Origin of the sequence: Aeromonas jandaei, from assembly GCF_037890695.1 — a bacterium.
Lineage (GTDB): Bacteria > Pseudomonadota > Gammaproteobacteria > Enterobacterales > Aeromonadaceae > Aeromonas > Aeromonas jandaei.
The window spans coordinates 1,441,548-1,456,338 of sequence record NZ_CP149571.1; the positions used below are offsets into that span (position 1 = coordinate 1,441,548).

At 60.2% G+C, this 14,791-nt stretch carries 18 protein-coding genes; 11 read left to right on the plus strand and 7 right to left on the minus strand.

The genetic code is table 11. The features are described from left to right. Window positions 1–32 precede the first annotated feature (32 nt). From WE862_RS06980 to WE862_RS07005, 6 genes are all read left to right on the plus strand, one after another. Window positions 33–1,295 (plus strand): GntP family permease, encoded by a 1,263-nt coding sequence (locus tag WE862_RS06980; protein WP_041209065.1) that lies wholly within the window; start codon window positions 33–35, stop codon window positions 1,293–1,295. A 9-nt stretch (window positions 1,296–1,304) separates the two neighbouring features. Beyond that, complete coding sequence (locus WE862_RS06985; RefSeq protein WP_198493545.1) at window positions 1,305–2,438, plus strand: glycerate kinase; 1,134 nt, start codon at window positions 1,305–1,307, stop codon at window positions 2,436–2,438. 230 nt (window positions 2,439–2,668) lie between these two features. Further along, window positions 2,669–3,232, plus strand: coding sequence for an NnrU family protein (locus WE862_RS06990; RefSeq protein WP_198493544.1), 564 nt, complete (start codon window positions 2,669–2,671; stop codon window positions 3,230–3,232). A 59-nt stretch (window positions 3,233–3,291) separates the two neighbouring features. Continuing rightward, window positions 3,292–3,828, plus strand: coding sequence for a glutathione peroxidase (locus WE862_RS06995; RefSeq protein ID WP_198493543.1), 537 nt, complete (start codon window positions 3,292–3,294; stop codon window positions 3,826–3,828). An 83-nt stretch (window positions 3,829–3,911) separates the two neighbouring features. Further along, entirely contained in the window at window positions 3,912–4,847 is a 936-nt protein-coding gene (locus WE862_RS07000) for a LysR family transcriptional regulator (RefSeq protein ID WP_033114036.1), read from the plus strand. Window positions 4,848–5,029: 182 nt separating this feature from the next. Continuing rightward, entirely contained in the window at window positions 5,030–6,226 is a 1,197-nt protein-coding gene (locus WE862_RS07005) for a NupC/NupG family nucleoside CNT transporter (RefSeq protein ID WP_033114037.1), read from the plus strand. Window positions 6,227–6,327: 101 nt separating this feature from the next. Here WE862_RS07005 and WE862_RS07010 read toward each other — a convergent pair whose 3' ends face one another. The 5 genes from WE862_RS07010 to WE862_RS07030 all read right to left on the minus strand — a co-directional run bounded on the left by WE862_RS07010 (window position 6,328) and on the right by WE862_RS07030 (window position 9,234). After that, entirely contained in the window at window positions 6,328–6,747 is a 420-nt protein-coding gene (locus WE862_RS07010) for a DUF4426 domain-containing protein (protein WP_042031657.1), read from the minus strand. A gap of 29 nt (window positions 6,748–6,776) precedes the next feature. After that, window positions 6,777–7,076 (minus strand): DUF167 family protein YggU, encoded by a 300-nt coding sequence (gene yggU / locus WE862_RS07015; protein WP_033114039.1) that lies wholly within the window; start codon window positions 7,074–7,076, stop codon window positions 6,777–6,779. Further along, a complete protein-coding gene (locus tag WE862_RS07020) occupies window positions 7,076–7,627 on the minus strand; it encodes a YggT family protein (RefSeq protein WP_042031658.1) in 552 nt (183 codons plus the stop codon). The genes yggU and WE862_RS07020 overlap by 1 nt, the downstream gene beginning before the upstream one ends. Before the next feature lie 11 nt (window positions 7,628–7,638). Continuing rightward, the gene (proC, locus tag WE862_RS07025) at window positions 7,639–8,466 is read right to left on the minus strand and encodes a pyrroline-5-carboxylate reductase (RefSeq protein WP_198493542.1); all 828 of its coding nucleotides are present in this window, start codon (window positions 8,464–8,466) and stop codon (window positions 7,639–7,641) included. Between the two features lie 66 nt (window positions 8,467–8,532). Beyond that, window positions 8,533–9,234: a YggS family pyridoxal phosphate-dependent enzyme gene (locus WE862_RS07030; RefSeq protein ID WP_042031661.1), complete on the minus strand. Its 702-nt coding sequence runs from the start codon at window positions 9,232–9,234 to the stop codon at window positions 8,533–8,535. 39 nt (window positions 9,235–9,273) lie between these two features. On the opposite strand from WE862_RS07030, the gene tapT reads away from it, so the two are divergent. The 4 genes from tapT to WE862_RS07050 all read left to right on the plus strand — a co-directional run bounded on the left by tapT (window position 9,274) and on the right by WE862_RS07050 (window position 12,890). After that, on the plus strand, window positions 9,274–10,308 hold the full coding sequence (tapT, locus tag WE862_RS07035) for a type IVa pilus ATPase TapT (RefSeq protein WP_033114043.1): 1,035 nt from the start codon (window positions 9,274–9,276) through the stop codon (window positions 10,306–10,308). Between the two features lie 28 nt (window positions 10,309–10,336). Beyond that, window positions 10,337–11,446 (plus strand): type IVa pilus ATPase TapU, encoded by a 1,110-nt coding sequence (gene tapU / locus WE862_RS07040; RefSeq protein ID WP_198493558.1) that lies wholly within the window; start codon window positions 10,337–10,339, stop codon window positions 11,444–11,446. 47 nt (window positions 11,447–11,493) lie between these two features. Next, the gene (gene yaaA / locus WE862_RS07045) at window positions 11,494–12,267 is read left to right on the plus strand and encodes a peroxide stress protein YaaA (protein WP_198493541.1); all 774 of its coding nucleotides are present in this window, start codon (window positions 11,494–11,496) and stop codon (window positions 12,265–12,267) included. Between the two features lie 194 nt (window positions 12,268–12,461). Further along, window positions 12,462–12,890, plus strand: coding sequence for a hypothetical protein (locus WE862_RS07050; protein ID WP_033114045.1), 429 nt, complete (start codon window positions 12,462–12,464; stop codon window positions 12,888–12,890). A gap of 315 nt (window positions 12,891–13,205) precedes the next feature. Here the strand turns inward: WE862_RS07050 and WE862_RS07055 are convergent, their stop codons facing one another. Further along, the gene (locus WE862_RS07055) at window positions 13,206–13,697 is read right to left on the minus strand and encodes a methylated-DNA--[protein]-cysteine S-methyltransferase (protein ID WP_042031988.1); all 492 of its coding nucleotides are present in this window, start codon (window positions 13,695–13,697) and stop codon (window positions 13,206–13,208) included. Window positions 13,698–13,718: 21 nt separating this feature from the next. After that, a complete protein-coding gene (gene arfB, locus WE862_RS07060) occupies window positions 13,719–14,135 on the minus strand; it encodes an alternative ribosome rescue aminoacyl-tRNA hydrolase ArfB (RefSeq protein ID WP_198493540.1) in 417 nt (138 codons plus the stop codon). 201 nt (window positions 14,136–14,336) lie between these two features. Between arfB and glnK the strand changes: the two genes are divergently transcribed. After that, a complete protein-coding gene (gene glnK, locus WE862_RS07065; protein ID WP_033114048.1) occupies window positions 14,337–14,675 on the plus strand; it encodes a P-II family nitrogen regulator in 339 nt (112 codons plus the stop codon). Window positions 14,676–14,791 lie beyond the last annotated feature (116 nt).

Here is a 14,791-nt window from a genome sequence, read left to right on the forward strand (position 1 = left end):
GCGGCCATTCACTCCCATTGAAGGTGTCCGTCATGATCCCGGTTACTGCCCTTGGCGCCATCGCGGCGCTCTCCATCGCCATCTTCCTCATTCTGAAGAAGGTTCCGCCCGCTTACGGCATGATCGTCGGCGCGCTCGCTGGCGGCCTGATCGGCGGCGCCGATCTCAGCCAGACCGTCGCCCTGATGATCGGCGGCGCCCAGGGGATCACCACTGCGGTGATGCGGATCCTGGCGGCCGGCGTACTGGCCGGCGTGCTGATCGAATCGGGTGCGGCTACCACCATCGCCGAGACCATTGTCAAGAAACTGGGTGAGACCCGCGCCCTGCTGGCGCTGGCGCTGGCGACCATGATCCTGACCGCGGTAGGTGTATTCGTGGACGTGGCAGTCATCACGGTGGCGCCCATCGCGCTGGCCATCGCCCGCCGTGCCGACCTCTCCAAGGCGGCCATCCTGCTGGCGATGATCGGCGGCGGCAAGGCGGGTAACGTCATGTCCCCCAACCCTAACGCTATTGCCGCGGCTGATGCCTTCCACCTGCCCCTGACCTCGGTCATGGCGGCCGGCATCATCCCGGGCCTGTTTGGTCTGGTGATGGCTTACTGGCTGGCCAAGCGTCTGAACAACAAGGGCAGCAAGGTTGCCGCTGACGAGGTGGTGAGCTTCGAGGGCACCAAACTGCCAGGCTTTGCCGCCGCCATCAGTGCGCCGCTGGTTGCCATCCTGCTGCTGGCCCTGCGCCCGGTCGCCGGTATCGTGGTGGATCCGCTGATTGCGCTGCCGCTCGGTGGTCTGGTCGGTGCCCTGATGATGGGCAAGTTCAGCAAGGTGAACCAGTTTGCGGTCTCCGGTCTCTCCCGCATGGCACCGGTGGCCATCATGCTGCTGGGTACCGGTACTCTGGCGGGCATCATTGCCAACTCCGGCCTGAAGGATGTGCTGATCAGCGGCCTGACCGCCTCCGGTCTGCCCTCCTACCTGCTGGCCCCCATCTCCGGTGCCCTGATGTCGCTGGCAACCGCCTCGACTACCGCCGGTACTGTAGTGGCTTCCAACGTATTCAGCTCCACCCTGCTTGAACTGGGCGTCAGCGCGCTGGCGGGTGCCGCCATGATCCATGCCGGTGCCACCGTGTTTGACCATATGCCCCACGGCTCCTTCTTTCATGCTACTGGCGGCAGCGTCCACATGGGCGTGGGTGAGCGACTCAAGCTTATCCCCTACGAAACCGCGGTCGGTCTGACCATTGCAGCTGTCTCTACCCTGATGTTTGGCGTGTTTGGCCTCGCCTAAGGAATTGATATGAAAATTGTTATTGCCCCCGATTCATTCAAGGAGAGCCTGAGCGCCATGGCGGTGGCTGATGCCATCGAGGCCGGTTTCAAACAGGTGTTGCCGAACGCCACCTACGTCAAATTGCCGATGGCCGATGGCGGCGAGGGCACGGTGCAGTCACTGGTCGATGCCACCGGAGGCCGCATTCTGCCGGTCGAAGTGACTGCCCCCCTTGGCAACAAGGTACAGGGTTTTGTCGGCTTGCTGGGCGATGGCCAGCGCGCTGTTATCGAGATGGCCGCCGCCTCCGGTATCCATCTGGTCGCTCCCGAGCAGCGCAATCCGCTGCTCACCTCCAGCTTCGGGACCGGTGAGCTGATCCTGGCCGCGCTGAAGATGGGAGTGAAGCACCTCATCCTCGGTATCGGTGGTAGTGCCACCAATGACGGCGGTGCCGGTATGATCCAGGCGCTCGGCGGCAAGTTGCTCAAAGCCGATGGCTCAGCCATCGAGCTGGGTGGCGCCGGTCTCGCCGGGCTTGCGACCATCGATCTGAGCGGTCTGGACCCGCGTCTGGGCGAGCTGGTTATCGAGGTGGCGTGCGATGTGAACAACCCGCTGTGCGGCCCGAAAGGCGCCTCCGCGGTGTTTGGCCCGCAGAAGGGGGCGACCCCGGAGATGGTGCAGCAGCTTGATGCCAACCTTTCCCGTTATGCCGACTGCATCGAGCAGGCCCTTGGCAAACAGGTGAAGGATATTCCGGGGGCGGGCGCTGCCGGTGGTATGGGGGCCGCGCTGGTCGGTCTGCTCGGTGCCGAGCTCAAGCCCGGTATCCAGATCGTCATCGAAGCCCTGAAACTGGCTGATGAAGTGGCCGATGCGGATCTGGTCATTACCGGTGAAGGTCGTATCGACAGCCAGACCATCCACGGCAAGACGCCAATCGGTGTCGCACGCTGTGCCAAGCAGTTCGGCAAGCCGGTGATCGGTATCTCCGGCTGTCTGACCGACGATTGCGGCGTGGTGCACGAGCACGGGCTGGATGCGGTATTCGCCGTGGTCAACCGTGCCATGTCTCTGCCGGAAGCACTGGAGACCGCCAGCACCAACATTCAGCTGACTGCGCGCAACGTCGCGGCACTCTATCAGCTCAAGGGCTGATCCGGTTCGGCCGATGGGCGCCATCGGCCACCCAATATCCCCGTTTGGGGCATCTCCCATCCTGCGAGATGTCTGGCTGCCCTAGCACTTCTTTGCCGATCCTCTGTGATCGGCTTTTTTCTTGCAGCATCGTCTAACAGCCATGTTCGGCGCCATGGGGCTGCGTGGTTTCTATAGGCGCATTCCGCCCTTTCCGGCATAGTGGTAGCCACACGAACAAGGAGAGACCCATGATCCTGCTGACTCTGGGCGTCGCGCTGTTTACCCTGATCCACCTCTATCCCTGTTTTGCAGCGGCGCATCGGGCACGGCTGCGCGAGCGGCTCGGGGAAAATCGCTACAAGGGGCTCTTCTCCCTGCTGGTTTTCGTTGCCATCGCCTGCATCATTGCCGGCTGGCGCACTGTCCGGCCATTTCCGCTCTATTTCCTGCCGGATTGGGGGCCGCTGGCCATGATGGGGATGATGCCCATCTCCCTCATTCTCTTTTTTTCGGGGCAGGGCCCCAACCATTTGCGCCGCTGGCTGGTTCATCCGCAGCTGCTCGGCACCCTGTTCTGGGCCATTGCCCACCTGCTGGTCAACAGCGAGGCGCGTTCACTGGTGCTGTTTGGCGGTATCGGGCTGTGGGCGCTGGTGAGCATCGTCTGGATTTCGGTGCGGGACTGGCAGAAGTATCCACGCCCCGAGGCCAACTGGACCGGTACCGGCATCAGTGTCGGGGCCGGGCTGGCGGCCACGGCGCTGCTCATCTTCTGGGGCCACGGTTGGCTGACCGGCATTCCTCTCCATTGAGAGTGAACCGCCCCGATGCAAGGGACGTATCAGAGAGAAAACCACAAGGAGTGTTGCCGATGAAATGGTTAGCGCTGTTGTTGCTGCTTGGCAGTGGCATGGCATCTGCCGCCTGTCCCGACTATTTCAATGTGGAGATGCGCGAGCTCAATAGCACCCAGCGCCACAATCTCTGTCAGCTGACCGAGGGCAAGGTGGTGCTGGTGGTCAATACCGCCTCCTACTGCGGCTATAGCGGCCAGTTTCGCGATCTGGAGAAGCTTTATCAGAGCTACAAGGACAAGGGGCTGATTATTCTCGGTTTCCCCTCCAACGACTTCTGGCAGGAGGCGGGCAACGAGAACAAGACCGCCGAGGTGTGCCGCCGCGACTATGGCGTGACTTTCCCCATGTTCAACCGGGTGGCTGTGCGTGGTTCTGATGCCGTGCCGCTGTTCAAGGGGCTGGCGGCGGCCGCAGATGGCGATGAACCGAGCTGGAACTTCCACAAGTATCTGGTGGGGCGCGATGGCAAGCTGATTGCCAGCTACGGCGCCAACCAGAATCCGTCTGATGATCCCCTCAAGTTGCAGATCACCCGGGCGCTGGCGCGCTGACCCTACCCCTTGGCGAGGAGCTCTGGAATAATGGGCTCCCGCCCTTTCAACCCGGTTATCCTGTGCTGCAACGTCTTCCGCAAATGGTGATCTTCGATGCGCTGGTGCGCGAGCAGGGGATCTCTGCTGCCGCCCGTCGTCTCGGCGTCTCCAAATCTCACATCAGCAAGCAGCTGGCGCTGCTGGAGACCGCCCTTGGCGCCCAGCTGGTACAGCGTACTACCCGTCGCTTCGCCCTGACCGAGCTGGGTCAGGAGTATGCCCGCCACTGCCATGCGCTGGTGGCGGTGGCGCAGGAGGCGAACTCGATGATCGCCGAGCGGCGCGGCAAGGTGAGTGGCGTGCTCCATCTCGGGGTGGGCCAATCTTTCGGGCGGCTGCATGTCATTCCCCATCTCAAGGCGTTTCAGGATCGTTATCCCGAGCTTGAGCTGGAGGTCTCCCTGTTCGATCACAAAACCAATCTGGTGGACGAAGGGCTGGATCTCTGGCTGACCACCTATGAGGACAAACCGGAAGGGCTGGTCGGGCAGCGGCTGGCCGATATCGGCTTCGTGCTGGCGGCCTCGCCGGATTACCTGTTGAGCCACGGCACGCCGCTCCACCCGAAAGAGCTGGCCCAGCACAACTGCATCACCTATCAGAGCCGGGAGCGGCGCTATCACCAGTGGTCGTTCCGTCAGGGCAAGGAGCGCCAGACGGTGCAGGTTGCTGGCAACTATCGGGTCGACATGGCGGAAGCGGTGCGCGATGCGGCGTTGGCCGGACTTGGCATCGCCTATATCGCCAACTACTTGCTGGACAAGGAGTTACAGAGCGGCAAGCTGATCCCGCTGCTGCCGGAGTGGCGGCCGAATCAGCAGATGGCGGTACACGCCGTCTATGCCCGGCGCGAACATCTGGATCCCAAGATCCGTCTCTTTATCGATTTCCTCAAGGCCCGCTTTGGCCCGGAACCCTACTGGGAGCAGCGGCTGGCCCCCTGGCTCGGTGGTCGATTGTCCGGCAGTGAGGAATAATTGTTTTTAAATGGAAACACTCGATTTCTTCTGATACTAAAATCGAGCCAAATCAGCCAGTTGGCGCAACCGGTATCGTGCAAACGTTTTTTCTAACAGGCCCGTAACCAAGTGGACTTGCAGTGACGGGGGGAGAGGCGCAGAATCCGCGCCCATCTTTTTCCCCACCTGATGGAGTCCCTATGATTGCCCTGCTCGGCATCCTGAGTATCCTGGCGCTTGCCGTGATCTGCTCTGATAATCGTCGTCGTATCCCGTTGCGAACAGTTGGCCTTGCCCTCTGCCTGCAGGTCATGTTTGCTGCGCTGGTGCTCTGGCTGCCTGCTGGTCAGCACGTGCTGAACGGGGTGAGCGAGAGTGTCAGCAGCGTGATTGGCTACGGTCAGGAGGGGATCGCCTTCCTGTTTGGCGATCTGGCCAAGTTCAAGCTGGGCTTCATCTTTGCCTTCAACGTGCTGCCGGTCATCATCTTCTTCTCCGCGGTGATCGCCATCCTCTATCACATCGGCATCATGCCGCGGGTCATCGCCCTGCTGGGCGGCGGTCTGCAGAAGCTGCTGGGCACAGGCCGTGCCGAGAGCCTCTCCGCCACTGCCAACATCTTCGTCGGCATGGTAGAAGCGCCGCTGGTGGTCAAACCCTATCTCTCCAAGATGTCCGACTCCCAGTTCTTCGCGGTGATGAGCTGTGGTCTCGCCTCTGTCGCGGGCGGCACTCTGGTCGGTTACGCCAGCATCGGGGTCGAGCTGAAATACCTGATTGCGGCCGCCTTCATGTCCGCGCCAGCCGGTCTGGCGATGGCCAAGATCCTGGTGCCGCCGAGTGTTGAAGAGGTGGATCACCATCAGGATGTCGAGATCCCCCGCGCCACCAACGTGATTGAAGCGGCTGCCGATGGTGCCATGGCCGGCCTCAATATCGCCGTGGCGGTCGGTGCGACCCTGCTGGCCTTCGTCGGTGTGATCGCCATGCTCAACGGTCTGCTCGGCTGGGCTGGCGGTCTGGTGGGGCTGGATCTGAGCTTCCAGATCATTCTGGGTTGGTTGTTTGCCCCGGTATCCTGGTTGATCGGTGTACCCTGGGAGCAGGCACAGGCTGCCGGTGCTCTGATCGGTACCAAGATCGTGGTCAACGAGTTCGTCGCCTTCATCGCTCTGGTGCAGGATCAGACCCTGAGCGAGTCGAGCAAGGCCATCGTCACCTTCGCCCTGTGCGGCTTCGCCAATATCTCCTCCATGGCCATCCTGATCGGCGGTCTGGGCGCCATGGTGCCGGAGCGCAAAGGCTTTATCGCTCGTTACGGCATGCGTGCCATCCTCTCCGGCGTGCTGGCCAACCTGATGAGCGCCTCCCTCGCAAGCATCTTCCTCGCCCTGTAACAGGCCTGGATCATTCGTAAAACAGGGGCGCCATCATGGCGCCCTTGCTGTTTTCCCGAATAAAAAGCCCCGACCTGAGTCGGGGCTTTTTGTTGCGCTATTCAGTCAACGTAGAAGGTTTGCTGGAAGGTGAGGACCTGCTGCTGACCGCCCCCCATGATCTTCAAGGTGAACTGGTAGGTATCTTCATTGCGGTAGGGGAGGGTTGCCAGATAGTAGATGGCATCCCCCTCCTTGACCTCCTGGAAGCTGAGGTTGCGGATGGTGCCAGTGAGGTTCTTGGCCTCGCCGGTGACGGAAACAGCCTGGGCCTTGCCCTGCTTGTCCTGCACCGCAATGTTGATGATGCCGTTGTAGCGGCTGCGCTCCAGACCGTAGGTTTTGGCCACCTCGGGAGTGAGGAAGCTGGAGTTGAAGGCGTTGTAGTGCACCTGCCAGGGGCCCAGCTCCTTCATCTGTTCAGCCCGCAGGGGCAGGGTCATCAGCAGAGCCAACAGGCAGCTCATCCAGGCTGTTTTCATGGTGTCATCCCTCTCGTATCAATGTTGGCTCAGGCCGGATTGTCCAGCAGAGCGCTCACTTCCGGTGGCAACTGTTTGGGGCTGTCGATGGCGACCGTCTTGTGTCGCCCCAGCTCGCCCCGCACTATGGTGACCTGCCCTTTGGCCACCTTGAACTGCTTGGCCAGAAACTTGATCAAATGGCTGTTGGCCTGGCCATCGACGGGCGGTGCCGTGATGGCCACTTTCAACTCTTCTCCGTGCAATCCGACGATCTGATCCCGGCTCGCCTTGGGCTGGATCATCAGATGCAGTACCAGCTCATCCCCCTGTAGCAGGACGGCAGGCATCAAATCATCCACCACAGCTGGCCGAACAGGTCGCCCAGCAGATAGTTGATGGCCTGCAGCCCGATAAAGGCAACCAGCACCGAGAGATCCAGCCCGCCCAGCGCCGGCAGCACGCGGCGGATCGGAGAGAGGAAGGGCTCGGTCAGCTGGTACATCACATATTCGATGGGGTTGCGGCCCTGGCTGACCCAGCTCAGGATGGCGCGGATCAGCAGTACCCAGAAGATCATCGAACCGGCCTTCTTCAGCACGGTCAGCACGGCAAACAGGCTGAGACTGAGCCAGTCGGCCAGCAGCACGTTCATGCTCTTGAGCAGGGCCAGCTTGAGGAAGGCGACAGCCAGTGCCAGCACCACGGAGGCGAGATCCAGCCCTCCCAGACCCGGGATAACCCGGCGTAGCGGCACTACCAGCGGGTTGGTCAGCTTGACCACCATCTGGCTCATGGGGTTGTAGAAGTCGGCACGCGCCCACTGCAGCCAGACGCGCAGCAGCACCACCATCAGGTAGAGATCGAAAACGGTGTTGATCAGAAAGTAAGCGGTGTTCATCTGGGCTCCTGTCAGAAAAGAGTTTCCATTTCGGCGGCGCGAGCTACGGCTGCCTGCATGGCGTTGGCAGTCAGCGGCATCAGCCCCTGCTGCTGGAATGTCTTGATGGCTTCGGCGGTTGTGCCGCCCTTGCTGGTGACCTGTTCACGCAGGGTTTGCAGCGACAGTTCGGGATTTTGCTCCACCATGGCGGCTGCACCGAGGGCGGTCTGCTGCACCAGCTGGCGTGCCTGCTCGGGTGAGAAGCCCATCGCTTCTGCCTCTTCGGCGATCGCCTGCATAAAGAGGAAGAAGTAGGCCGGGGCGCTGCCGGCAGCGGCGATGACGCTGTTGATGCCGGACTCCTGCTCTACCCAGAGAGTCTTGCCGACCGCCTGCATCATCTGCTCGGCAAAGTCGCGATCTGCGGCGGCAATATGCTCGGGCGCATAGAGGCCAGTCATGCCCAGACCCAGCAGGGCCGGGGTATTGGGCATGGTGCGGATGATACGGTCGTGACCACCGGCCATCTCGGCAAGGCGAGCAACCTTGATGCCGGCCGCGATGGAGACGAGCAGCTTGCCCGCAAGGGAGCCCAGCTCGGCAACCAGTGCTGCCAGCATGCCGGCCATCAGCTGTGGTTTGACCGCCAGCACGATCACCTCGGCATGGCGGGCAGCCTCGGCATTGGACCGGGTGGTGCAAATGCCGTAGTCGTTGGCCAGCGCATCCAGTTTGGGCTGGCTCGGGTTGGCGGCAGTGATAAGCGTTGCCGGATAACCCGCCTTGACCAGACCGGCGATGATGCTGCGGCTCATGTTGCCTGCGCCGATGAAGGCGAGCGTCCTGTGCTGTTGCATTAAAGGCTCCTGTTGCTTGGTGGGGTGCTGGCACGCGGCGTGCGTTGCCTGCGCTCGCGCACCTGCTTATGAGTAGTCGCGGGCGCCGAAGATAGCGGTGCCGACCCGCACCATGGTGCTGCCATGGGCGATCGCCAGTTCAAGATCCTCGGTCATCCCCATCGAGAGGGTATCGACGCTCGGGTATTGTCGCGCAAGCTCGGTGAACAGAGTCTGCATACGGGCCATTTGGGCGGCCAATATGGTCTCGTCACTGGTGTGTTCGGGAATGGCCATCAGCCCGCGCAGCACCAGCCGTTCATTGTGAGAAACCAGTTCGGCAAGGCGGAAAATCTCTTGTTCCGACGTTCCGGATTTGCTGCTCTCTCCGCTAATATTGATTTGCAGACAAACATTTAGCGGCGCCATGCTGGCAGGGCGCTGATTGTTCAGACGTTCGATCAGCTTCTCTCTGTCCACGCTTTGCACCCAGTCGAACCGTTCGGCAACCAGCCTGGATTTGTTCGATTGCAAAGGGCCGATAAAGTGCCACTCTATGTCGTTATATTCGGGTTGCTGGCGCAGGGTGTCGATCTTGGTGGCCGCTTCCTGAGCGTAGGATTCGCCAAAGCAGCGCTGGCCGGCAGCGTGAGCGGCCATCAGGGCCTCAAGGGGTTTGGTTTTGCTGACCGCAAGCAACCGGACCTGCTCCGGATCGCGGCTCGCCCCTCTGGCTGCCTGGGCAATACGTTCTTTTACCTGAAGCAGGTGCTGGGCAATCTGGTTCATGTTTCGTTAGTGATCTTGTGATGGGAGAATGACAAATCTATGGATATCACAGAGTTATTGGCTTTCAGTGTAAAGCATAAAGCGTCGGATCTACACCTGTCCGCCGGGGTTCCCCCGATGATCAGGGTTGATGGCGAGGTTCGCAAGATCAATTTGCCCGCCCTGGAACATCGGGAAGTGCACGCCCTCATTTACGACATCATGAACGATCACCAGCGCAAGGAGCTGGAGGAGAACTTCGAGGTCGACTTCTCGTTCGAGGTGCCCAATCTTGCCCGCTTCCGGGTCAACGCCTTCCAGCAAGCGCGCGGTTCCGGCGCGGTATTTCGTACCATCCCCAGTACTGTGCTGAGCCTCGAAGATCTCGATGCGCCGGAGATCTTCCGCAAGATCGCCGAGTTCCCGCGTGGTCTGGTGCTGGTGACCGGGCCGACCGGTTCCGGTAAGTCGACCACGCTGGCGGCCATGGTCAACTACATCAACGAGAACTTCCATCACCACATCCTCACCATCGAAGACCCCATCGAATTTGTGCACGAGAACAAGCGCTGTCTGGTGAACCAGCGGGAAGTGCACCGCGATACCAAGAGTTTCAGCAATGCCCTGCGCTCGGCACTGCGGGAAGACCCCGACATCATTCTGGTGGGCGAGATGCGCGATCTTGAAACCATTCGCCTCGCCATGACCGCAGCCGAAACCGGCCACCTGGTATTTGGCACCCTGCACACCTCGTCGGCGGCCAAGACCATCGACCGTATCATCGACGTCTTCCCCGGCGCAGAGAAGGACATGGTGCGCTCCATGCTCTCCGAATCCCTGCGGGCGGTTATCTCCCAGACCCTGCTCAAGCGTATTGGCGGCGGTCGGGTGGCAGCTCACGAGATCATGATGGGGATCCCGGCGGTGCGTAACCTGATCCGGGAGGACAAGATCGCCCAGCTCTACTCGGTGATCCAGACCGGGATGACCCACGGCATGCAGACCATGGATCAGAGCCTCAAGCAGCTGGTCAGCCGTGGCATGGTGGCGTCTCTCGACGCCAAGGCCAAGGCGGTTGACCCCAACAGCATCTGATGATGCCGGATCCAGGGAGGGATCGATGATGAATCTGGATGAACTGCTGGGCCAGCTGGTAGAGAAAAAAGGGTCGGATCTCTTTGTGACGGTGGGGACGTCCCCCACCCTCAAGGTGAACGGCCATCTGCTCTCTTTGGGAGGCGAAGCGCTCGATAAAAAAGCTGCTCTTACGCTGGTGAGGGAGACCCTGAGCCCCGAGCATTTCGAGCGCTATATCCGCACCAGGGAGGCCAACTACGCCATTCACCGCGAAACCTTGGGCCGGTTTCGGGTCAGCGCTTTCTGGCAGCAGGAGCTGCCGGGCATGGTGGTTAGGCGTATCGAGACACGTATTCCTACCTTCGATGATCTGCAACTGCCCGTGATCCTGCAGGAGGTCGCATTGGCCAAGCGTGGACTGGTGCTGTTTGTCGGCGCCACCGGGGCGGGCAAATCGACCACCCAGGCGACCATGATCGGTTATCGCAACCAGCATGCCGACGGCCATATTCTGACGGTGGAGGACCCGGTAGAGTTTGTCCATCAGCATGGCCGCAGCCTGATCACCCAGCGGGAGGTGGGGATCGATACCGAGTCGTTCGATGTGGCGTTGAAAAGCTCGCTGCGTCAGGCGCCTGACGTCATTCTGATCGGCGAGATCAGAAGCTCTGAGACCATGGAGTTTGCCCTGCAATTCGCCGAGACTGGTCACCTCTGCCTCGCGACCCTGCATGCCAACAACGCCAACCAGGCGCTGGATCGCATCCTCCATCTGGTACCGCAGGAGAAGCATCGCCAGTTCCTGTTCGATCTCTCCTTCAACCTCAAGGCCATTGTCGCCCAGCAACTGGTACCGAGTGTGGATGGCAAGCGGCGCTGTGCGGCGTTCGAGATCCTGCTGAACACCCCGCTTATCACCGACATTATCCGCAAGGGGGAGATGCACCGGCTCAAGGAGGTGATGACCAAATCGACCGAGCTTGGCATGCAAACCTTCGATCAATCGCTCTTCAACCTGTTCTGCTCCGGCCAGATTGGCTACAGTGAGGCCCTTGCCCATGCCGACTCGGCCAACGACCTGCGGCTGCTGATCAAGCTTTCCGGCCGTGATCAGCTTGGAACTGGTACGCTGGACAATGTGACGCTGGATGAATGAACAATGGGGCCGGGCTGCGGCTCGGCCCCACGCAATAAAGGAACCTTATGCTGATTGTGGTCTCCCCGGCCAAGACGCTGGATTACGAGTCACCGCTGGTGACAACCCGATTCACCAGACCCGAGCTGTTGGATCACTCTGCAGAACTCATCAAGCGGGCTCGCCAACTGAGCCCGGATCAAATTGCCACCCTGATGAAGATCAGCGACAAGCTGGCGGGTCTCAACGCCGCCCGTTTTGCCGAGTGGCAACCCGACTTCACTCCGGCCAATGCCCGTCAGGCGCTGCTGGCCTTCAAGGGGGATGTCTACACCGGGCTGGCAGTAGAAGATTTCAGCGAGGCCGATTTTGACTTCGCTCAGGTGCATCTGCGAATGCTCTCCGGTCTCTACGGCGTACTGCGCCCCCTCGATCTGATGATGCCCTACCGGCTTGAGATGGGAACCAGGCTCGACAATAGCCGTGGCAAGGATCTCTACCAGTTCTGGGGCGAGGTGATCACTCACCACCTCAACGACGCGCTGGCCGCCCAAGGTGATGAGGTGCTGATCAATCTGGCCTCCGACGAGTATTTCAAGTCGGTACGACCCAAGAGCCTGAAAGGGCGGATCGTTACCCCGGTGTTCAAGGATGAGAAGAATGGCCAGTTCAAGATCATCAGCTTCTACGCCAAGAAGGCGCGCGGCATGATGGCTCGCCACATCATCAAGCACCGTCTGACCGAGGTGGAGCAGCTGACCGGTTTCAACGCCGATGGCTACTACTTCGTGCCGGAGGAGTCGGACGCCAATACCCTGATGTTTAAACGCGCCGAAAATTAATTACAAAAAGAGGGAACCAATCTTTCGACCCGCGGGTCTGAATATGTGAATCCTCTGTTGTAAGCACTTTTTATTCGCCGACGTTTGATACGTCGGCTTTTTTATTGCCGTTTTTATTGTCCATCGATTGCCTTCGCGGGGACTATGTGGTTCAGATAGACTCAAGACAGGGAGTGAGTCGTCGCGAGGTTTATATGGAACAGAAAAATGCCATTCGGCAGGTTGCCGTACCTTGGGCTCCGTCCCGCCAGCTCCCGCCCGGACTGGTCGTTGCCGAGCTGCATCAGGATCTCTGGAGCGACTCCCTGACCATCATGCTGGGTCGGGCGCGCAGCATCGATCTGCCTCCGCAAATCCTCTGCCGGGTCTATTTCCGCCACATCTACGCCCTGCGGGTGATCGAAGATTGCGATCTGGCGGAGGGGAAGGATAGCCACGCCATCGAAGAGCAGATCCAGCTCATCACCCCATCCCGTTTCGCCAGCTGGTTCCATCAGGAGTCTGATGGCCTGCATCTGGACGAAGATTTGCAGCACTATCGCATCTCGACCTGGGATTACTGCGCCGACGTACTCACCTCTTCGGCTCCGGAGCTGCAGTTTGTCGCCCCGCGAGAATCCTGATCCGGTCATCGTCTGGTAGCAACAAGGGGGGAAGGCCGTTTCAGCCTTCCCCCTTCTCTTTACAGACGAATTCTTCCGGACACAAAAAAAGCGCCTCAAGGGAGGCGCTGGGGAAAAAAGACAGATTGGAAGCGTCACATGGGTGCTACTTGGAGTGGTGAATGAGCCGTGCCACTCAAGTATGGAGCCATCATGCCAGCTGCTATCTGAAGTAGTTCTGAGACAATTCTTCATCCTCTGTTCATCTTCTCGACACGTTTTCAGCAAGGTGACCGAGGCTCGCCTCTGCTGCGATGATTCTTCAGCGCACCGCGTTTATGAGGTCAGGACAAACGGCGCGTGACGCTGCTCCAGCTCCAGTAGCCAGCGTTTGATGGGAATGCCGCCGGCATAACCGGTCAGCTCGCCGTTGCGGCCGATCACCCGGTGGCAGGGCACTATGATGCTGAGCGGATTGCGCCCGTTGGCGGCTCCCACGGCTCTGACCGATTTGGGATTGCCGATGGCGTGGGCAATCTTGAGATAGCTGACGGTTTCACCGTAGGGAATGTCACAGAGGACGCGCCATACCGCTTGCTGGAATGGCGTGCCACGGGCAGCCAGCGGCAGGTCGAATTGCTGCAGACGACCGGCGAAGTAGGCGACGAACTGCTCGACGAAGGGAGCAAGAGCCAGATCATCCCGTTGCCACTCTGCGGTCGGCGTTACCGGCTGCTCCCCCCGCACGAACTCCACATAACGCAGCCCGTCCCGATCGATGGCGATGAGCAGAGGGCCACGGGCGCTGTCGCAAAAACTGTATTTCATGCTGTGATCCTCGGGCCAGGGTTAGTCCAGTACCAGCTTGCCGCGGGTCGATTTGATCTCCCCCTTGCGCTTCTTGGCATCAACCCGTTTGCGCTGGGAGCTGCGGGTCGGCTTGGTGGCATGGCGGGCCTTGGGACGCCACGCCGCCTTTTTCAGCAGTTCCACCAGACGGCTCATCGCCTCCTTGCGGTTCATGTCCTGACTGCGGTGGCTCTCGACCCGGATCAGGATAAAACCGTCATGCACCCGGCTGTCGCTCAGCTTGTCGAGCCCCTCCTTGTAGAGCGGGGTGAGGCTGGGAGAGTTGCGGTAATCGAAGCGTAACCAGACGGCGGAGTCGGTCTTGTTGACGTGCTGGCCACCGTTGCCCTGGGCCCGCATGGTCTGGAATTGCAGCTCATGCCAGGGGAGGGTAATGCTGTTGGAGATGACTAACATACTGCTGTGCTCTTGTTTGGTGCAGTGGCGCTGGCCGCCACAGCGTGGTGCCTCATTATGGGGCGCGTGGCAGGCCGATCCTGGCTCGCTTTGGGGGTTGCTCCGTAATTAGACGCTATCTTCATGAAATTTAATAATAAAAATACTTGGCACAAGAATTGATTCCCGGTTTATGACACACCATGGATTGGGAGCAACCAGATGAAGCTGATTAGTGCGATTATCAAACCGTTCAAGCTGGACGATGTCCGCGAGGCCATTGCCAACCTGGGGGTGGAGGGGTTGACCGTGTCCGAGGTCAAGGGATTTGGCCGCCAGAAGGGACACACCGAATTATACCGGGGGGCCGAGTATCAGGTCGACTTTTTACCCAAGGTGAAGCTGGAGATCGCCACCACGGATGACAACGTGGAAGGAGTGATCGAGGCGATCTGCAAGGCGGCCTATACCGGCAAGATCGGTGACGGCAAGATCTTCGTGTATGACCTGTTGCAGGCAGTGCGGATTCGTACCGGCGAGAACGACGAAGAGGCGCTCTGATCGCCGGTTTGTCACCTCACTTGCCATAGCAAAACCCGATTGGGGCTGGATGGGATTCTATCCGGCCCTTTTATTTATGCCGCGTTTAAATATGTGAACTTCCCCCGCCACTCCTC